The sequence below is a fragment of the Slackia isoflavoniconvertens genome (assembly GCF_003725955.1).
In the GTDB taxonomy this organism is placed as follows: domain Bacteria; phylum Actinomycetota; class Coriobacteriia; order Coriobacteriales; family Eggerthellaceae; genus Slackia; species Slackia isoflavoniconvertens.
Genome location: NZ_QIBZ01000007.1, coordinates 60481 through 76283 on the forward strand (window position 1 = coordinate 60481; position 15803 = coordinate 76283).

15 protein-coding genes are annotated in these 15803 nt (G+C 58.2%); 4 read left to right on the forward strand and 11 right to left on the reverse strand.

All coding sequences use genetic code 11. The features are described from left to right. Nucleotides 1-6 precede the first annotated feature (6 nt). Nucleotides 7-2109, reverse strand: coding sequence for an oxidoreductase (locus DMP05_RS05190; RefSeq protein ID WP_123219468.1), 2103 nt, complete (start codon nucleotides 2107-2109; stop codon nucleotides 7-9). A 358-nt stretch (nucleotides 2110-2467) separates the two neighbouring features. Between DMP05_RS05190 and DMP05_RS05195 the strand changes: the two genes are divergently transcribed. From DMP05_RS05195 to DMP05_RS05205, 3 genes are all read left to right on the forward strand, one after another. Continuing rightward, nucleotides 2468-3235, forward strand: a complete 768-nt coding sequence (locus DMP05_RS05195; protein ID WP_123219469.1) for an Hsp70 family protein — start codon at nucleotides 2468-2470, stop codon at nucleotides 3233-3235. 105 nt (nucleotides 3236-3340) lie between these two features. Beyond that, nucleotides 3341-4786 (forward strand): Sapep family Mn(2+)-dependent dipeptidase, encoded by a 1446-nt coding sequence (locus DMP05_RS05200; RefSeq protein ID WP_311718378.1) that lies wholly within the window; start codon nucleotides 3341-3343, stop codon nucleotides 4784-4786. A 196-nt stretch (nucleotides 4787-4982) separates the two neighbouring features. Further along, complete coding sequence (locus tag DMP05_RS05205) at nucleotides 4983-5600, forward strand: LytR C-terminal domain-containing protein (RefSeq protein WP_161957477.1); 618 nt, start codon at nucleotides 4983-4985, stop codon at nucleotides 5598-5600. Between the two features lie 169 nt (nucleotides 5601-5769). On the opposite strand, the gene DMP05_RS10140 is transcribed toward DMP05_RS05205, so the two are convergent. The 10 genes from DMP05_RS10140 to DMP05_RS05255 all read right to left on the reverse strand — a co-directional run bounded on the left by DMP05_RS10140 (nucleotide 5770) and on the right by DMP05_RS05255 (nucleotide 14721). Next, a complete protein-coding gene (locus DMP05_RS10140) occupies nucleotides 5770-6015 on the reverse strand; it encodes a hypothetical protein (RefSeq protein ID WP_244595058.1) in 246 nt (81 codons plus the stop codon). A 147-nt stretch (nucleotides 6016-6162) separates the two neighbouring features. Further along, nucleotides 6163-6795 carry a xanthine phosphoribosyltransferase gene (locus DMP05_RS05215; protein WP_123219471.1) on the reverse strand — a complete coding sequence of 211 codons (633 nt, stop codon included), beginning with the start codon at nucleotides 6793-6795 and terminating at the stop codon, nucleotides 6163-6165. Between the two features lie 159 nt (nucleotides 6796-6954). Further along, nucleotides 6955-7947: a phosphate ABC transporter permease PstA gene (gene pstA, locus DMP05_RS05220; RefSeq protein ID WP_211326861.1), complete on the reverse strand. Its 993-nt coding sequence runs from the start codon at nucleotides 7945-7947 to the stop codon at nucleotides 6955-6957. After that, the gene (locus DMP05_RS05225; protein ID WP_148039692.1) at nucleotides 7937-8197 is read right to left on the reverse strand and encodes a hypothetical protein; all 261 of its coding nucleotides are present in this window, start codon (nucleotides 8195-8197) and stop codon (nucleotides 7937-7939) included. The genes pstA and DMP05_RS05225 overlap by 11 nt, the downstream gene beginning before the upstream one ends. 53 nt (nucleotides 8198-8250) lie before the next feature. Further along, nucleotides 8251-9729 carry a sensor histidine kinase gene (locus tag DMP05_RS05230; protein ID WP_123219473.1) on the reverse strand — a complete coding sequence of 493 codons (1479 nt, stop codon included), beginning with the start codon at nucleotides 9727-9729 and terminating at the stop codon, nucleotides 8251-8253. Between the two features lie 7 nt (nucleotides 9730-9736). Beyond that, nucleotides 9737-10450: a response regulator transcription factor gene (locus tag DMP05_RS05235; RefSeq protein ID WP_123219474.1), complete on the reverse strand. Its 714-nt coding sequence runs from the start codon at nucleotides 10448-10450 to the stop codon at nucleotides 9737-9739. Further along, complete coding sequence (locus tag DMP05_RS05240; protein WP_183907109.1) at nucleotides 10447-10686, reverse strand: PhoU domain-containing protein; 240 nt, start codon at nucleotides 10684-10686, stop codon at nucleotides 10447-10449. Before DMP05_RS05240 ends, DMP05_RS05235 begins: the two co-directional genes overlap by 4 nt. A 450-nt stretch (nucleotides 10687-11136) precedes the next feature. Further along, on the reverse strand, nucleotides 11137-12006 hold the full coding sequence (locus DMP05_RS05245) for a bifunctional 5,10-methylenetetrahydrofolate dehydrogenase/5,10-methenyltetrahydrofolate cyclohydrolase (protein ID WP_123219476.1): 870 nt from the start codon (nucleotides 12004-12006) through the stop codon (nucleotides 11137-11139). A 158-nt stretch (nucleotides 12007-12164) separates the two neighbouring features. Beyond that, nucleotides 12165-12779 carry a cyclodeaminase/cyclohydrolase family protein gene (locus tag DMP05_RS05250; protein ID WP_123219477.1) on the reverse strand — a complete coding sequence of 205 codons (615 nt, stop codon included), beginning with the start codon at nucleotides 12777-12779 and terminating at the stop codon, nucleotides 12165-12167. A 253-nt stretch (nucleotides 12780-13032) separates the two neighbouring features. Next, a complete protein-coding gene (locus DMP05_RS05255; RefSeq protein WP_123219507.1) occupies nucleotides 13033-14721 on the reverse strand; it encodes a formate--tetrahydrofolate ligase in 1689 nt (562 codons plus the stop codon). Nucleotides 14722-15067: 346 nt separating this feature from the next. Here DMP05_RS05255 and DMP05_RS05260 point away from each other — a divergent pair, with 346 nt between their 5' ends. Then, on the forward strand, nucleotides 15068-15757 hold the full coding sequence (locus tag DMP05_RS05260; protein ID WP_123219478.1) for a response regulator transcription factor: 690 nt from the start codon (nucleotides 15068-15070) through the stop codon (nucleotides 15755-15757). Nucleotides 15758-15803 lie beyond the last annotated feature (46 nt).

Here is a 15803-nt window from a genome sequence, read left to right on the forward strand (position 1 = left end):
CACTCCCTAGATGGCGCAAGCGGCAACGTAGCCAGCCTTGGTCGCATCGGCGATACGATGCGGCTCATCGGCGTCACCAACCAAATACACCTCGTCGCAAATGCCCTTGAGAGATTCAGCCAGAGCATGGTTCGGCTTGAATCCCAACGTAATCGCGACGGTTTTCGCGGGAACGAAAATCTCGGTCTGATTGCCCTCTTTATCGGTCTGAACAGCCTTGACTCCCTTATCGGTAATCTCGGTGACCTTGGTGAGCGCATGCATTTCGATGTTTTCGGCCTTCTTGAAGCCATTGATCAGGCCGAAGCGATCGGAGCCGCCCACGTCGTAGCCGATCTTCTTTTTCTCCTCGATAATGGTGGCGCGGCGCCCGGTCTCCATACACAGGTGACCCAGCTCGCAACCCGGCAAGCCGCCGCCGATGATGGCGACCTCGCGGCTCACAGGCCAATTCATGGCCGTAGTCGCCCAACGGGCAAAGCTCGGAGTGTAGTGCATCTTCACAACGTTGGTCGCACCCCACCACATAAAGTTGTTGAATGCGCTCTTGGTGTGCGGCGTGTTGCCGTTGAGCATCTCGAGCAGGTCGTGGGACTGGAGCACGTTGGCGTTATCCACGCCAGGAACATCGAGCGTCATAACATCGCCACCGATTGCGACGATAACAGCATCGGGCTTGGCCGCCTTAACCACGGAAGCATCGACTGGGGTCTTCAAATGCACCTTGATTTCGGGATGCGATTTCACCAGGTTGTTCATGTAGTCGAGATAACGCTCGTGATAAGGACTGAAAATCGAAGACATCTTCACGCAGCCACCCAGACGGGGGCCTGCTTCGTAAAGATCGACCTCATGGCCGCGCTCAACGGCGCACACGGCTGCATTGATGCCAGCCGGGCCAGAACCCACGACCATCACGCGCTTTTTCTTCTCCGCTTTCGGGTACATCTCGTGATCGAGCTCTGCGCCCAAATGGGGGTTCACGCCGCAGTAATTCATCGGCTTGCCCTGGCTCACCACGTCATCGAGGCAACGGCAGCACACGATGCACTTGCGCATATCGCAGGTTCGATCTTCCATGACCTTTCGAGGAAGGTCGGGGTCGGCGATGCTGTAACGAAGGCCAGCGATCACGTCGACCTTGTCCGCCTGAAGAGCTTGCTCCATAGCGGTCGGGTCGGTATTGCGGTAACCCTGAGCCACCGGTTTCTTGGCGACGGTCTTGATTTTCTGGGAAATCCACGTCCAGTGGCAATCTTCGATAACTTTCGTGGTCAGAGGCTCGCTCGTCTCGTGCCAGCCCACGGCCAAATCGTGCAAGTCGGCGCCAGCCTCTTCAAGCATGGGCGCAATCTGCAGCGCTTCCTCCATGGAAAGGCCCTCGCCAGCAGGGCTCTTGATGAAGTCGATCGGGCTCCAACGAACGACGATGGGGAAATCGGGGCCCAAGGCCTCGCGCACGCCCGCGATGACCTCGCATGCGAAGCGGGCACGATTCTCGATGCTTCCGCCGTATTCGTCGGTGCGGTTGTTCGTCGCCTTCGCCATGAAGCGGCTCATGATGCCGCCAACGCCCGCCATAACCTCGATGGCGTCGAAGCCAGCTTCCTTGATGACGCGAGCGCCATTGATGTATTGCTTCTGGAAGTCGTGGATTTGCTCAATGGTCATGGCCTTGAAGCCGCTCATGAATTTCAGAATGGCGATATCGGAGGGGCCATACGCGCTTTCGGGAAGCTCGTCGGAGGGCTTCCAATCATGCACGCAATAAAGCTGAGCGCAAATAAGGCCATCATGCTTGTGCACGGGGTCGACCATATATTTCTTCAAGTCGGGAATGCACGTCTCGTCGTAGCACGAAGGCAGAGCATGAATCATCGGATTGCTCGCCTCGAGCTCATTACGTTTCCAGGGAACAATGGTCTGAATAATCATTGCCGTCTGGCCAGCGGCGCGCTCTTCAAGATAATTCGCGAGACGTTGGGTGGGACGATTGTCGGGCGTAACATAGCCCAAACCAGGCGACATCGACGTGGTAATCATGCGGTTCTTCAGCGTAACGCCATTGACCTTCAGCGGGGAGCCGAGGATTGGGTACTCTTTGCTCATGCGCGAAACCCCTCTTTCTCATGTTTCATATATGCAACCACCTTGATGCATAGGAACTAAGCAAAAAGCGTGCCAAACAGCGCAGTCCCGCATCGCATGCTCAGTTGTAAAGCCGTAAAAGGAGCCTGGCGACGCTCTGTCCGTGAGCGCCGCACAGATAAGACAGCCGGCTCGCACCCCGTATCGCGAACGCGAGCCAACGTACCCTGAGCAAACATCATGCCGACAGTCGCAGCATTCGTGCGCAATCGTCCCTTATGCATAGGCATGTTTTTTGCTACAACAGGGCTAATGGAGAAATAGTGTGCTCGGAAAGCGCGCTTGAAATCAAACGATTCACGAGAGGGTGTGGCCTTCCATGGCAAAGAAGACCGTCGATATCAATGTCGGGAAAAGCAAGTTCTCGCGAAACCAAAAAACAGGAGGCTCGACGAGCGTTCAGCTCGACTGCGCCAACGGCAAGCTCCCCTTCGACATCGCCATCGAGCTTCCCGATGGCCGCGCCCATGCCGTGGTAAGGCGAGGACGCACGCTGCCGATTCACCAAGAGGAGCTGTTCTCTACAGCATCGTCATATCAAACCGCAATGGAATTCCATGTCGTTTACGGAAATCGCCCTTTGGCGAAAGACTGCGAAAGCATCGCGCGCATTCGCCTTCGAAATATTCGCTGGTCGGCAGCCGGGGTTCCGAAAGTCACGGTCAATTTCGACGTGGATAAAACAGGCCTGCTCACCATTGGCGTCAACAATCTCGATCGAAAAGACGAAGCCATCGTTGAGACGAACGAGATTCCCACGGGGTTCAACGAGACCGCGCACGCTGCCGAAGGCGAAAACGCCGCATCCGATGCCGCGGAACGCGAACGTATTCGCGAGCTCGACGAAGCCCGCGAATTGCTGCGACGCCTCGATGATGAGTATCACGTATCAAAGCGCGCCATGAAATGGGGCGAAAAACGCGAATACAAGCGCGTCCGCAAGAGCATCGTCGACATCGTCTCGCAACCGCTGTCGAAAACGAGCAATGCCGATATGAAAGCGCTTCGACTCAACATGCAGGACATGCGCGGCCAAAAACGCGTGCTTGACCAGCGAAAGGCGCAAGTTGAAGGCTGGTATGACTAACGCACGATAACAGCTTGTCCAAATTACCGCACGACCCGAGCGCGGGCATCGCCAAGCGGTAAAATGAAGCCAACTGCCCCGAACAAGAGAGAGGATGAGGGGATTATGGCAGAAATGAAAGACGCGGCATTCCTTGCCGAAGCCGACAGCTGGATCGACACTCATTGGGAAGAGATCGTCGAAGAAATCGGCAATCTCGTCGCTGTTCCAAGCGTCGTCGACTTCGACGCCGCCACGCCCGAGCACCCCAGCGGCCCCGACGCGCACGCCGGCATGACGGCGGCGCTCGACTTGGCTTCTCGCCTGGGCTTTCCGACTACCGATGAGGCGGGCGAAATCGGCTGGGCCGACCTCGAAGGCGAAAGCGAAACCCAGCTCGGCATGATTTGCCACGCCGACGTTGTGGTGCCGGGCGTCGGCTGGACAAGCGACCCGTGGACCATGCAGCGCCGCGACGGCTTCCTTATCGGCCGCGGCGTACTCGACGACAAAGGCCCGCTTGTCGTTTCGTTGTACGCCATGAAGTTCTTCGCCGAGCGCTGCGAAGCCGAAGGCAAGAAGCTCCCCTACACCATTCGCATGCTTGTAGGCACCAACGAGGAAACCGGAACCATGAAAGACGTGGGCTATTACCTCGCCCACCACAAAGCTCCCGCATTCCTGTTCACGTCCGACGCCGAATTCTCGGTGTGCTACGGCGAAAAGGGCGGTTTCGACGGCCTGATTACGTCGAAGAAGCTCGAGGGCGGCAATATCGTCGACTTCACCACGGGCGACGCGGCCACCAATGCCGTCCCCAGCCAGGCAACCCTCGTCGTGAAGGCAAACGCCGCCGAGCTGCCTGCGCCCGCCGGCTTCGAGGTAACCGACGCCGGCGACGGCCGCGCGAAGATCGTCGCCACGGGCAAGGGCGGCCATGCATCGCTGCCCGAGGGCACGGTCAACGCCATTGGCATGCTCGCGCGTTATGCGCTTGAGCATGACCTCTGCAGCGAGGACGAGGCCGAGTTCCTGCGTCTCGCAGTGAAGATCATGGACTCCACCGACGGCAGCTCCATCGGCATCGACACGGCCGACGCTTACTTCGATCCGTTGACCTGCATCGCGGGCACCATTCACATGGTCGATACCCACTTGGAGCTCACCATCGACATTCGCTACCCCACGTCCACCACGAACGACGAGCTGCAGGCAAAGATCGCCGCTGTCGCTGCCGATTACCATGCGACTTGCGAAAACACGCTGACCTTGGTTCCGTTCCTCGTCGACCCGCAGAGCCCCGCAATCCAAATGCTCGCTTCTTCGTACCACGACGCCACCGGCCTCGACGGCGACCCGTTCACCATCGGCGGCGGCACCTACGCGCGCGAATTCCCGTGCGCTGCGAGCTTCGGCCCCGAAGATCCGCATGACGAATACCCCGAGTGGGTCGGCCCCATGCACGGCGCCGATGAGGGTATTTCCGAGGAAACGCTGCGCCGTGCCATGCGCACCTACATCCTGGCGATTAAGCGCCTGATGGAAATCGACCTCGAGTCCTTGGCCAAATAAAGCTCGTGTACGGCACGGAGCTTCATCAAGAGCGCCCATGCCACGCATGATCCCGCCCCGACGTCTTCCGCTGACGCTGGGGCGGTTTTTTGTCGCGGATTTCACGCCGCCCCTCGCCCACCAAGGCCTGCACACGTCGCTCGACTGCGCTACAATAGATGCACTTTGTACCCCCTCTTGCATTTTAGGAGGCTCCGTGAACAACGGATTCACCCATAACCAAGCACGCATCCCCGCCGCACGCGTAACGGGTTTCGCCCTTGCGACTCTTCTTCTCGTCTGCGGCGCTTTCCTTTTGACCTCGTGCGGCCATGAGCCCGAGAAGGCCACGCCACCTGCCCAAACCGAAACGCAAAACACTAACGCAGCCTCAACCGGTGCGAACGAAAAAGCCGCTTCGACAGAAGAGGGCAACGCCGATAAAGCCGCCGACGAGAAAGCCAGCCAAGACGATTCCGCGAAAGCCGCCAAACATCAAGGCGCGTACGCCATCGCCATTCGCAACGGAGGCGGCGCAGATGGACTGGCAGGCGCCGCTCAGGCAAAACTCGTAGCAACAGGCCTCACCGAAGACAATCACACCTACGCACTTGATTCGTATGCGATTGCAGGAGGCCTCACTCCCACGACCGTCGTATACGTAAAGGGCACGGGCGACGATGCCGCCGATGTCAAAGAGGAAGCGGAAAAGGTCGTTTCCGCACTGGGACTTGGCAGCGTGCAAACTTTCGACGAAGCCACCGCGGGCGAATCGATGGACAGCTTCGATATTTTCGTCATCGTCGGCAAAGATGCACTGGGCACGTTGCAATAAAAGCATTCGCCCGAAGAACAAGCACCCGGCAATACCAAAAGAGGGAGGCGCTGCACAAGCACGCCTCCCTCTTTTTTATCAGCGGTTTTAGCCTATGGGGCATAAGCCACGGTTTTCGATTAAATGAATGCAGCTTGGGAATCGCTTTCCCTCGCCTTCATGCATTTCATCATAATTTCGCTGCGGCAACCTCAGTCCCTTCCGATTGCGCAGTATCGAATTCCGCACGTCCGTCGTTTTCCGCTTGGGCTTCCCTATAATGCTCAGCTGCGCCTTCAGCCTCGGCGCCATCGACGAAAATGTCTTTCGGCAACACGAGGTTCGCGATAACCGCCACCAAGAACACCACGGCCACGCAGTTATCGGCAAATACGTTCTGCAGCATTTCGGGCAACAAAACGAAAATTTCAGACACCTGGGTGAATCCGATGCCTATGGTTGAAACCTTGGGCTGCGGTTTCTGTTTTCGACATGGGAGCGTCCTTTATTCGCGTTCGGTTTTCCGGCAAACAAAAAAGGCTCGCTGCCGCATGCGGCAGCGAGCCCCTCTCTTCAAAATAATTTATGCTTCGCAGGTTTCCACAGTCAGCTCGTGGCTCGGCGCAGGCTCGCCGGCCTGGCGGAACGTAATCTGGCCCGTGGTGGGATCCATTGCGTCGACAATAGCGAGCGACTCCAAGTGATAGCCGCGCTCGCGCAGGCTCGCGCCGCCGGGCTGGAAGCCCTTCTCAACCGCAATGCCAATACCCTCAACCGTAGCGCCAGCCGCTTCGACAATCTCGAGCAGGCCATTGAGCGCGCAGCCGTTCGCCAAAAAGTCATCGATGATAAGCACGTGGTCGTCGGGGCCAATGAACTTCTTGGACACGATAACGTCGAATACCTTGCCATGCGTAAAGCTCTGGATGCGCGTGCGATACATTTCGCCATCGAGATTGATAGACTGGGCCTTTTTCGCAAATACCACAGGGGCGTTGTCGAAATGACGAGCAGCCATGCAAGCAATTCCGATGCCGGATGCCTCGATGGTAAGAATTTTATTGATGGGGGCATCAGCGAACAGGCGCTTGAATTCCGCACCCATCGCATCAAGCAGCTCGATATCGATGCGATGGTTCAAAAAACCGTCAACCTTCAAAACGCCCTCGGCCTTCACCACGCCGTCACGTTGAATGCGATCCTCGAGAAGCTTCACGCCCTACCCTTTCTCTTGCGGCAGCCAGCACGCCACCAGCCAATGCAGTTATAAATAGGTAGTTTAGCAGCTAACCGAGAAAGAGGAAGAAATGAATCGAGGGAGCCAAAAATCAGCGCAACATCCAAAATGGACGGACTTCGCGACATTTTTTGCAACTTAGCGTGTATTCTTACTCGCCAGGCGACCAACGAATCGAGCAAGCAGGTTGAATGCCAGAATGCACACCATGAGCACCGCAGCGACACCACTCGAAACCGCGTCCAAGTCGGGCACCACACATTCGCTGTTGATCTTCCAGATGTGCACCGCAAGCGTCTCGGCTGGGCGGAACACATTCCACGGGCACGAAGCGCTCGAAAAGTCGAAACTCGTGAAATCGAGCATGGGCGCCGACTGCCCCGCCGTATAAATAAGCGCCGCAGCCTCGCCAAACACACGTCCCGCCGACAAAATGATGCCCGTGATAATAGCGGGCAACGCCGCGGGGAGCAGCACGTGAATGGTCGTCTCCCAACGGCTCGCTCCGAGCGCTAAACCGCCTTCGCGCTGGTCGTTGGGGATAGCCTCGAGCGCCTGCTGAATAACGCGCACCAAAATGGGCAGATTGAACATCGTGAGCGCCAAAGCACCCGATAAAATGCTGAAGCCCCAGCCCATTTGCAACACGAAGAACAGGAATCCGAACAGGCCAACCACAATGGAGGGCAACGACGAAAGCGCCTCAATGGCCGTTTTCACGAAATGCGTCAAGCGGTTCTTCGGAGCGTACTCAGTAAGGTAGATCGCGCCGCCAAGCGCGATAGGCACCGAAATAAGCAAAGTGAGCACCAGCAAATAGAACGAGTTGAACAGCTCGGGGCCAATGCCGCCGCCTTCCTTGAATTGCTCGGGCTTGCCTGTGAGGAAGCTCACGTCAAACAGCTTGCCCGCACCGCTCGCCACAATGTACGCGATAAGCGAGAACAGCAACGCGCAAATCGCAGCTACGATGGCGAACAGCACGCCCGTGGCGAATGTATCCTGCAAGGCAATGCGACAAGCAAGAGCACCTTCCGCCTTCTCGCTTTGCGCTCGATTCGGCGCCCCCTGCGGCGGGCGAGCTCCGACGATACCCTGATCGGCGACCATTTTGTCAACACTAGCGGCCATTGGCGTTCAGGCCTCCCTTGCGTTCGATGAAATGAATGATGGAGATGAACACGAACGACATCGCCAAAAGCAGCAAAGCAAGCGACCACAGAACATCGGAATATACCGTGCCCATCATCTCGTTGCCGATGCCCATGGTCAGCACGCTCGTAAGGGTGGACGCGGGAGTGAACAGGCCGTCGGGCACCTGCACGGCATTGCCGATAACCATTTGCACGGCGAGCGCCTCACCGAGCGCATTCCCAAACAACAAAAAACCTGTTAAACGCTGCGAGCATTTAACAGGTTCTCGAGATTGGCACGTTATTTCGCTGGAAAGCGCACTTCGATTATCGTGCCCTGAGGATCATTTCCCATCACGGTGATTTTCGCTCCGTGCACTTGCGCGGCATGCTTAACGATGGCAAGCCCCAATCCGCTCCCGCCTGTTTCCTTCGAGCGGCTTTCGTCAACGCGGAAGAAGCGCTCGAATACGCGCTCGCGAAGCTCGAGCGGAATACCGATGCCCGTGTCGCTCATGCGCACAACGGCCGATCCGTCAGCCGCACCAATAACCGAGACTGTCGCACGGCCGCCCTCGACATTGTAGCGAATCGCATTTTCGACCAGGTTGCGCACCATCTCGCTCAAGATTTGCATATTGCCGCGCACGACCACGAGTTCATTGCCGCTACGTTCGATTTCGCACGTAAGAGAAACCCCGTGGTCCTCGGCATAGGGACGCAAGCGCTCGCACGCATCGTTGGCAAGAGATTCGAGCGAGACGGCCTGATTCATATCGACGCCCAAATCATCGCCCGATGCGCCGCCTTTTCCCATGTCATCGAGCTTCGAGAGCGAAATAATATCGTCGACCATACTGCGCATGCGCTGCGATTCGCTGTGGATGGTATGCGCGAACGACTTCACGTCCTCATCTTTCGCAATACCGGCGGCGATGATTTCTGCATAACCCGAAATTACCGTGAGGGGCGTCTTAAGTTCGTGCGACACGTTTGCCGTATATTGGCGGCGCTCGCTCGCCTGAGCTTCAAGGCGCCTATGCTGAGCGTCAAGGCGCGTGAGCAAGGGGGCGAGCTCAACCGGAGCATCCGATTCGAGAGGCCGATCCAAATCGATTCGCATAAGGTCAGCCGAAATCACCCGAGCCAAAAAACGCGACCCTACGGCCGCCGCGATAAGCGCGAGCGCCACAACCACGGCGCAGGGCCCCAGCATATGCAGCATCATGCCCCACACGCTCGACTGCGTAGTGGCGAAACGCAGCACGTCATCATTGTGAAGGCGAACAGAATGGTAAAGCGTGACCTCTTGCAGGGTTTCCGAATAGCGGCCGGCGCTGCTTTCGCCATTGAGTTCCGCCTGAACGAATTCGGGGCGACCGGCGTGGCTTCCGAGCGTCGACACATCAGTCACGTCGTTGTCAAAGAGCACCGTACCATCGCTTGCAATGAGCGTGACGCGCATGTCGCTTCCCATAAGCTCCGACTGCTCATCAAGAAAGTCGAGCAATTCATCGCCATCGAGCTGGGCGGTCTCTATATACGAAGCATAGCGATGTGATTCGTCTGCAATTCCCTCGGATGCACGCGAGTCGAGCGTGGCGTATGACGCCGCGGCAAACGCAACAACGCACACGAGCGCCACCGCCGTTGTCGCGACCATAATAGCCGCCGCCGCCTTGTGGGCGAGCGAGTGATGCGCGAGAAGACGCTTTCGTCTCGCGGGCTTTTCAGTTTCAGAAGACGCTTTTTCCTCGTCGAGAACCGCGGTTACCACCATAGGCGACCTACGCCTTCAGGCGGTAGCCAACGCCGCGCACCGTTTCGATATACGTCGCCGCTTCGGAGCATGCCTCGGAAAGCTTCTTTCTCAGCGTTTGCACATGGGCATCGACCGTGCGAGTTTCGCCCGCGATGCTGTAGCCCCACACGCGGTCGAGCAGCAAGTCGCGCGACACCACGATGCCACGATTCTCCATGAGGTAACGCAACATTTCGAATTCCTTATGCGTGAGCTGAACCTCCGCACCAGCCGCAGTTACTTGATAGCGGGCAATATCCAAGCAGATGGGGCCCGCCTCGAGCACGTCTTCATCGCTCGCTGTGCCCGGTTCGCGCTGTCCCGCCCGAACATCGCGCTCGTGTCGGCGCAGCAACGCATTCACGCGAGAGATGAGCTCCATCATGCCAAAAGGTTTCGCCAGGTAGTCATCGGCACCCGCATCAAGACCGCAAACCGTATCGAACTCGGTCGACTTCGCGGTGAGCATCATAATGGGCACGTTTGCGGTACGCGAATCAGCGCGCAAGCGTTTGAGCACAGAAATGCCGTCTTCATCGGGAAGCATTACGTCGAGAAGGAACAAATCGGGCACCTCGCCCGCAAGCGCGACGTCCATCTCGGACGCGCGCGAGAACCCGCGCGTCGCATGACCCGTTTGTTCGAGCGTATAGAGCGCCAGGTTTCGAATTTGCTCATCATCCTCGAGGTAATAGATCATCCGAGAACCTCTCCTTTATAACGGCCGGTCAGTGCGTATTCTACCCATTCGGCGATGTTTTGGGCATGGTCGCCCACTCGTTCAAGATATTTTGCGAGCATGAGCGCCTCGACGAGGTTCGATGCGACGCCGCCCTCGTCCTGAATGCCCCGCACCACATCGACTTTGAGGCTTTCGAAGAGCGCATCAATTTGCGTATCTTCCGCGATTTTCGTTTCATTTGAAGCCTCGGCCACAAGCGCCCTTTCTTCCCGAATTAAAACCGGGAAGAAACTTTACGGATGGGCGGCACGCTCGACGTTAGACGTTTGCAAAATTTGCGTAAAGAAGGGAGCAGGACGGCCGTGAACATCCAGGGCATTCACCTTGAATCATTGACAAAACAGTGCAAGACACACAGCAAGACATGCTAAATGCTCGCAGCATTTAGCACTCTCAAGACAGACGCTCGCTGACCGACGCCCAACCTGCCACATCGCCGCGAATGGGACCGAAGGGCGTCTGCGGCGAATGCTCGGTTTCTCATACCCCCTTAAAAACGGGAAACCGCAGCGAGGCGCATAGCGAGCCAAAGGCGAGCGGTAGCCGAGCGGGCATTTGCGGCGGACGTCCTTCGGCCCATCCGCCGGCTAACCGCACCGAAAAAACCTGCTAAACGCTACGAGCATTTAACAGGTTTAGAGTAGTTACGCCGTCTGGCAAGACGGCGTAACCATCCCTTCGGCGGCTTCCACCACGTGTTTCATGAGCATGCTCGTGGTCACACCGCCAATGCCGCGCGGGACGGGGGTAATGGCGTCGACGATCGGCTCAATCGCGTCGAAATCGGCGTCACCGCACAGGTTGCCCGCCTCGTCAACGTTAATGCCCACGTCGAGCACTGTCTGACCGGGATGGAAGAAATCGCGGCCATACGCTTTCGCGCGGCCCGTGGCGAGAATCACCACATCGCCTTTGCGCACGATGGCGGGCAAATCGCCCGTACGCGAATGGCACGTGGTCACCGTCGCGTGGCGATCGAGCAGAAGCACGCTCACGGGTTTGCCAACAACCAAGCTGCGCCCCACGACAACTACGCGCTTGCCCGCAATGGGAATGTCGTACGCGTCGAGCATCTCGATGCACGCCGCCGCCGTGCAGGGAGCATATCCGGGGCCTCGGCCTGTAAACACCGCAGCCATGGAGCCGCGACCAATGCCGTCCACGTCTTTCGCGGGATCGAGCGCATCGCAAACGGCCTCCTCGTCGAACTGCTCGGGCAGCGGGCGGAACATCAGACAGCCGTGAATCGACGGGTCGGAGTTCACCCAGGCAATAACATCCATAAGTTCTTCTTGGGATGCATTTTCCGGAAGCGTAATGGTACGCGCGCGAATACCCAGTCCAGCAGCGCGCTTGAGCGCCGTGCGCTCATAGGTCAAATCGTCGGGGCGCGCGCCCACGCGCACAATCGCAAGACCAGGCTTCACGCCGCGCTCTTCGAGCGCAGCAATGCGCCCCTTCAATTCCTCTCGCAGCGAGTCAATAACGGGCTTTCCAAGCAGCAATTTCGCCATGACGGTTCTTTCTTCTTTTGCGGCATACGGAGCATGGAACCCACCTTAGCGCGACTCTAAAAAACGCCCCGAAGCGCTCCGGGGGCAAGCTTCGCCAAAAAAAACAATGCCCGCCACTCTTCCGCGACGGGCATTGTGGATTCATATGCTGTCCGCGATCATTTAATAGCAGCAGCTACTTTATCGTAAATCGCCTGGGCCGCATCGCACGGCTGCGTTAAAAGTTGCGCACATTCCTCGTTGAACGCAGCAGCCTGGACCGCATCGTCCATAAGATTCGTGTTGATATGCACATTGAGCGCCGCTGCCTGCAGGGCGCTTTTCGCCAAGATCGCCGAAGCGCCCACATCGGAAAGCACAAGTTTGCTCGCATTGCTCGCGAGGAATTCGTCGGACTCGATTACGGCCGCGCACACGCGCATGATGCGCAACGGAACCTCGCACGCGCCCACAAGCGCCGCTTGCTCGGCCGCATGGCGCGCGGCCTTTTCTTCCTCAGTCGCACGCGAAAGCTTCCATGTGGCCGCGAGCCGGGAAAACGCCTCGGCATCTTCATCGATGAGTTCGAGCAAACGAGCTCGCGCCGCATCAAGCTCAACAACCGATGCACGCATGTCGTCGGCGACATCGGCGAACTTTGGCTTTCCCGCCATAATATTTCCCACCATGGCGCCGAGCGCCGCAGCAAGCGCGGCAGCATAGGCCGCGCCACCGCCGCCGCCAGGCACAGCGGCATCGGAAGCCAGTGCATCGACAAATTCAGTATTCACCATAGAAGCATCCTCAATAGGTCAAAGACCGTCCGCTGTCCATTTTCAAACGAGTTCCAAATAAAGAAGAATGGGTCAAAGGCGCAGTCCCTTTGACCCATTAAAACCCGGGTCGAACAAACATCGGCGGCATGGGCTTAGGCGAACACGGTTCGGACGAAAGCAAGGCGACGCGCAACTTCGGCACGCGATCGGCAGCTTGACCTCGAAGCGCGCCGCCAGAGACCTATGTCGCGTCGGCATAGGGGTTTACTCGTTAGAACAGGCCCGTAATTTTACCGGTTTCATCGACGTCGATGTTCTCAGCCGCAGGATGCTTCGGCAAGCCGGGCATCGTCATGATGTTGCCTGTGAGTGCCACCACGAAGCCAGCGCCAGCCGACACCTTCACCTCGCGCACCGTGATGCGGAAGCCGCGCGGCGCACCGAGCAGGGTTTGGTCGTCGCTGAAGCTGTACTGGGTCTTCGCCATGCATACCGGGAACTCGCCAAAGCCCATGGACTCCAAATGCTTGATCTGCTTCTTCGCGGCAGGCGTGAAGTCGACGCCATCGGCGCGATACACCTTCTTCGCAACGGCCTCGATTTTCTCGGCGATACCGCCCTCGTCGCCATAGGCAAACTCGAACGTCTTAGCGCTGCGGCCCTCATCGTCGCCGTTTTCGCACAGGCGCACAACCTCGCGAGCCAGCTCTTCGCCGCCTTCGCCACCCTTGGCCCACACTTCGGAAAGGGCAACGTTCACGCCGAGTTCCTTGCACTTGGCCTCAACCAAGTCGAGCTCGGCTTTCGTATCGGTCGGGAATGCGTTGATAGCAACCACACAGGGAAGCTTGTACACCGTGGTGATGTTTTCCACGTGCTGCAGCAAATTCGGAAGACCCGCCTCAAGCGCCCCAAGGTTTTCTTCATTCAGCTCGGCCTTCGGCACGCCGCCGTGGTTCTTGAGCGCGCGAACAGTCGCGACAACCACAACTGCATCGGGCTTCAAGTTCGCCAAGCGGCACTTGATGTCGAGGAATTTCTCGGCACCAAGATCGGCACCGAAACCGGCTTCCGTAATGGCGTAATCGCCCAGCGCCATGGCCATGCGCGTAGCGATGATCGAATTGCAGCCGTGGGCGATGTTCGCGAAGGGACCGCCGTGAATGAATGCCGGCGTACCTTCAAGCGTTTGCACAAGGTTCGGCTTCAACGCGTCTTTCAGGAGTGCGCACATGGCACCCTGAGCATTCAGCTGGCCAGCGGTGATGGGCTCGTCGGCACGCGTGTAGCCAACGACAATGCGGGCCAAACGCTCTTTGAGGTCGGAAATGCTCGTAGCCAGGCAGAAAATAGCCATGATCTCGGAGGCGACGGTGATATCGAAACCGTCCTCGCGGGGCACGCCCGAAGCCTTTCCGCCCATGCCGCACACGATATGGCGCAGCTGGCGATCGTTCATGTCGACCACGCGCTTCCACGTGATGCGACGCACGTCGAACCCGAGCGCGTTGCCCTGGTGAATGTGGTTGTCGACCATGGCGGCAAGCAGATTGTTCGCAGCACCAATGGCGTGGAAGTCGCCCGTGAAGTGCAGATTGATGTCCTCCATGGGAACGACCTGGGCGTATCCGCCGCCAGCGGCGCCGCCCTTAATGCCGAATACGGGGCCGAGCGACGGCTCGCGCAGCGCGACCAGAGTGTTTTTGCCAATGCGACGCATGGCGTCGGCCAAACCGACCGTAGTGGTCGTTTTGCCTTCGCCCGCAGGCGTAGGGTTAATGGCCGTAACCAGTACGAGCTTGCCGGGAGTATGGGCTTCGTCGGTAAGCAGGTTGTAGTCGACCTTCGCCTTGTAGTTGCCGTATTGCTCGAGATACTTCTCGGGCACACCAGCACGCTCGGCGATCACGGTGATTTTCTCGGGGGTTGCAGCTTGGGCAATTTCAATGTCAGTCAGCACGTCGGGCCCTTTCTTCCTGCGGCTTTCTCTTATCGCAACGAAGTCCATTGTAACGACGGTGGCGCACGCAAAGTTCCACGCCACGAACTCGGCGCAGATTCGCAGGGAAACGGCACAAGGCCGCTGCGAGCGAGCTGAAAGCTCGGGCGAAAAGAACAATCGGAAGTGCACGGTCATAACCGCACTCATGCAAGCAACGAAATCAACTGCCGTGAAACGCCAACCTTACAGCGCGTCAACCGAATAGTGAACGGGCATGCTGAGGCATGTGACGTGCTATGATTCAAGTAGCTGAACGGGCGCGATTGCACCCACGAACAACCCCAGCACGAAAGGAGCGGCACCCATGACCGAAGAAGCCGCCTCGATCCTCGTCGTCGACGACGAGCAGTCCATTACCGACTTCGTTTCTTACTCCCTCATGAAAGAGGGGTTCAAAGTCGATGTCGCCAACAACGGCGAAGACGCGCTCGAACAGGCGACGCGCAAGCATTACGACCTGTTCGTGCTCGACATTATGCTGCCCGGCATGGACGGCTATGAACTGTGCCGCCGCCTGCGCAGCCGTACCACAGCGCCCGTGCTCTTCCTTTCGGCACGCGACACCGAACTCGACAAGGTCGTCGGCCTCGAAATCGGCGGTGACGATTACCTGGCCAAGCCCTTCGGCGTGCGCGAGCTCATCGCCCGCGTTCGCGCCCTGCTTCGCCGCGGCACCCTTGAGGCACCCGATAGCGGTGCGCTCGTGGCTGCCGGAATCACGCTCGACGAAGACCGGCACACGGCCGTCGGCCCCAATGGCCCCATCGATTTGACTCCGCGCGAGTTCGAGCTGCTTGCCGCCCTTATGAAAGACGCAGGCAAGGTCATGACCCGCGAAGATTTGTTGCGCGAAGCCTGGGGTTGGGAGTACATCACCGAAACGAAAACGGTCGACACGCACATCAAACGCCTGCGCGACAAAATCTCGCAAGCAGGCTTCGACCCGAGCATCATCGAGACCGTGCGCGGCTACGGCTACCGCCTGAAAGCATAGGCGCCGTTTACGATGAATGACGCATTACGCACAGCGCCGCCGACTG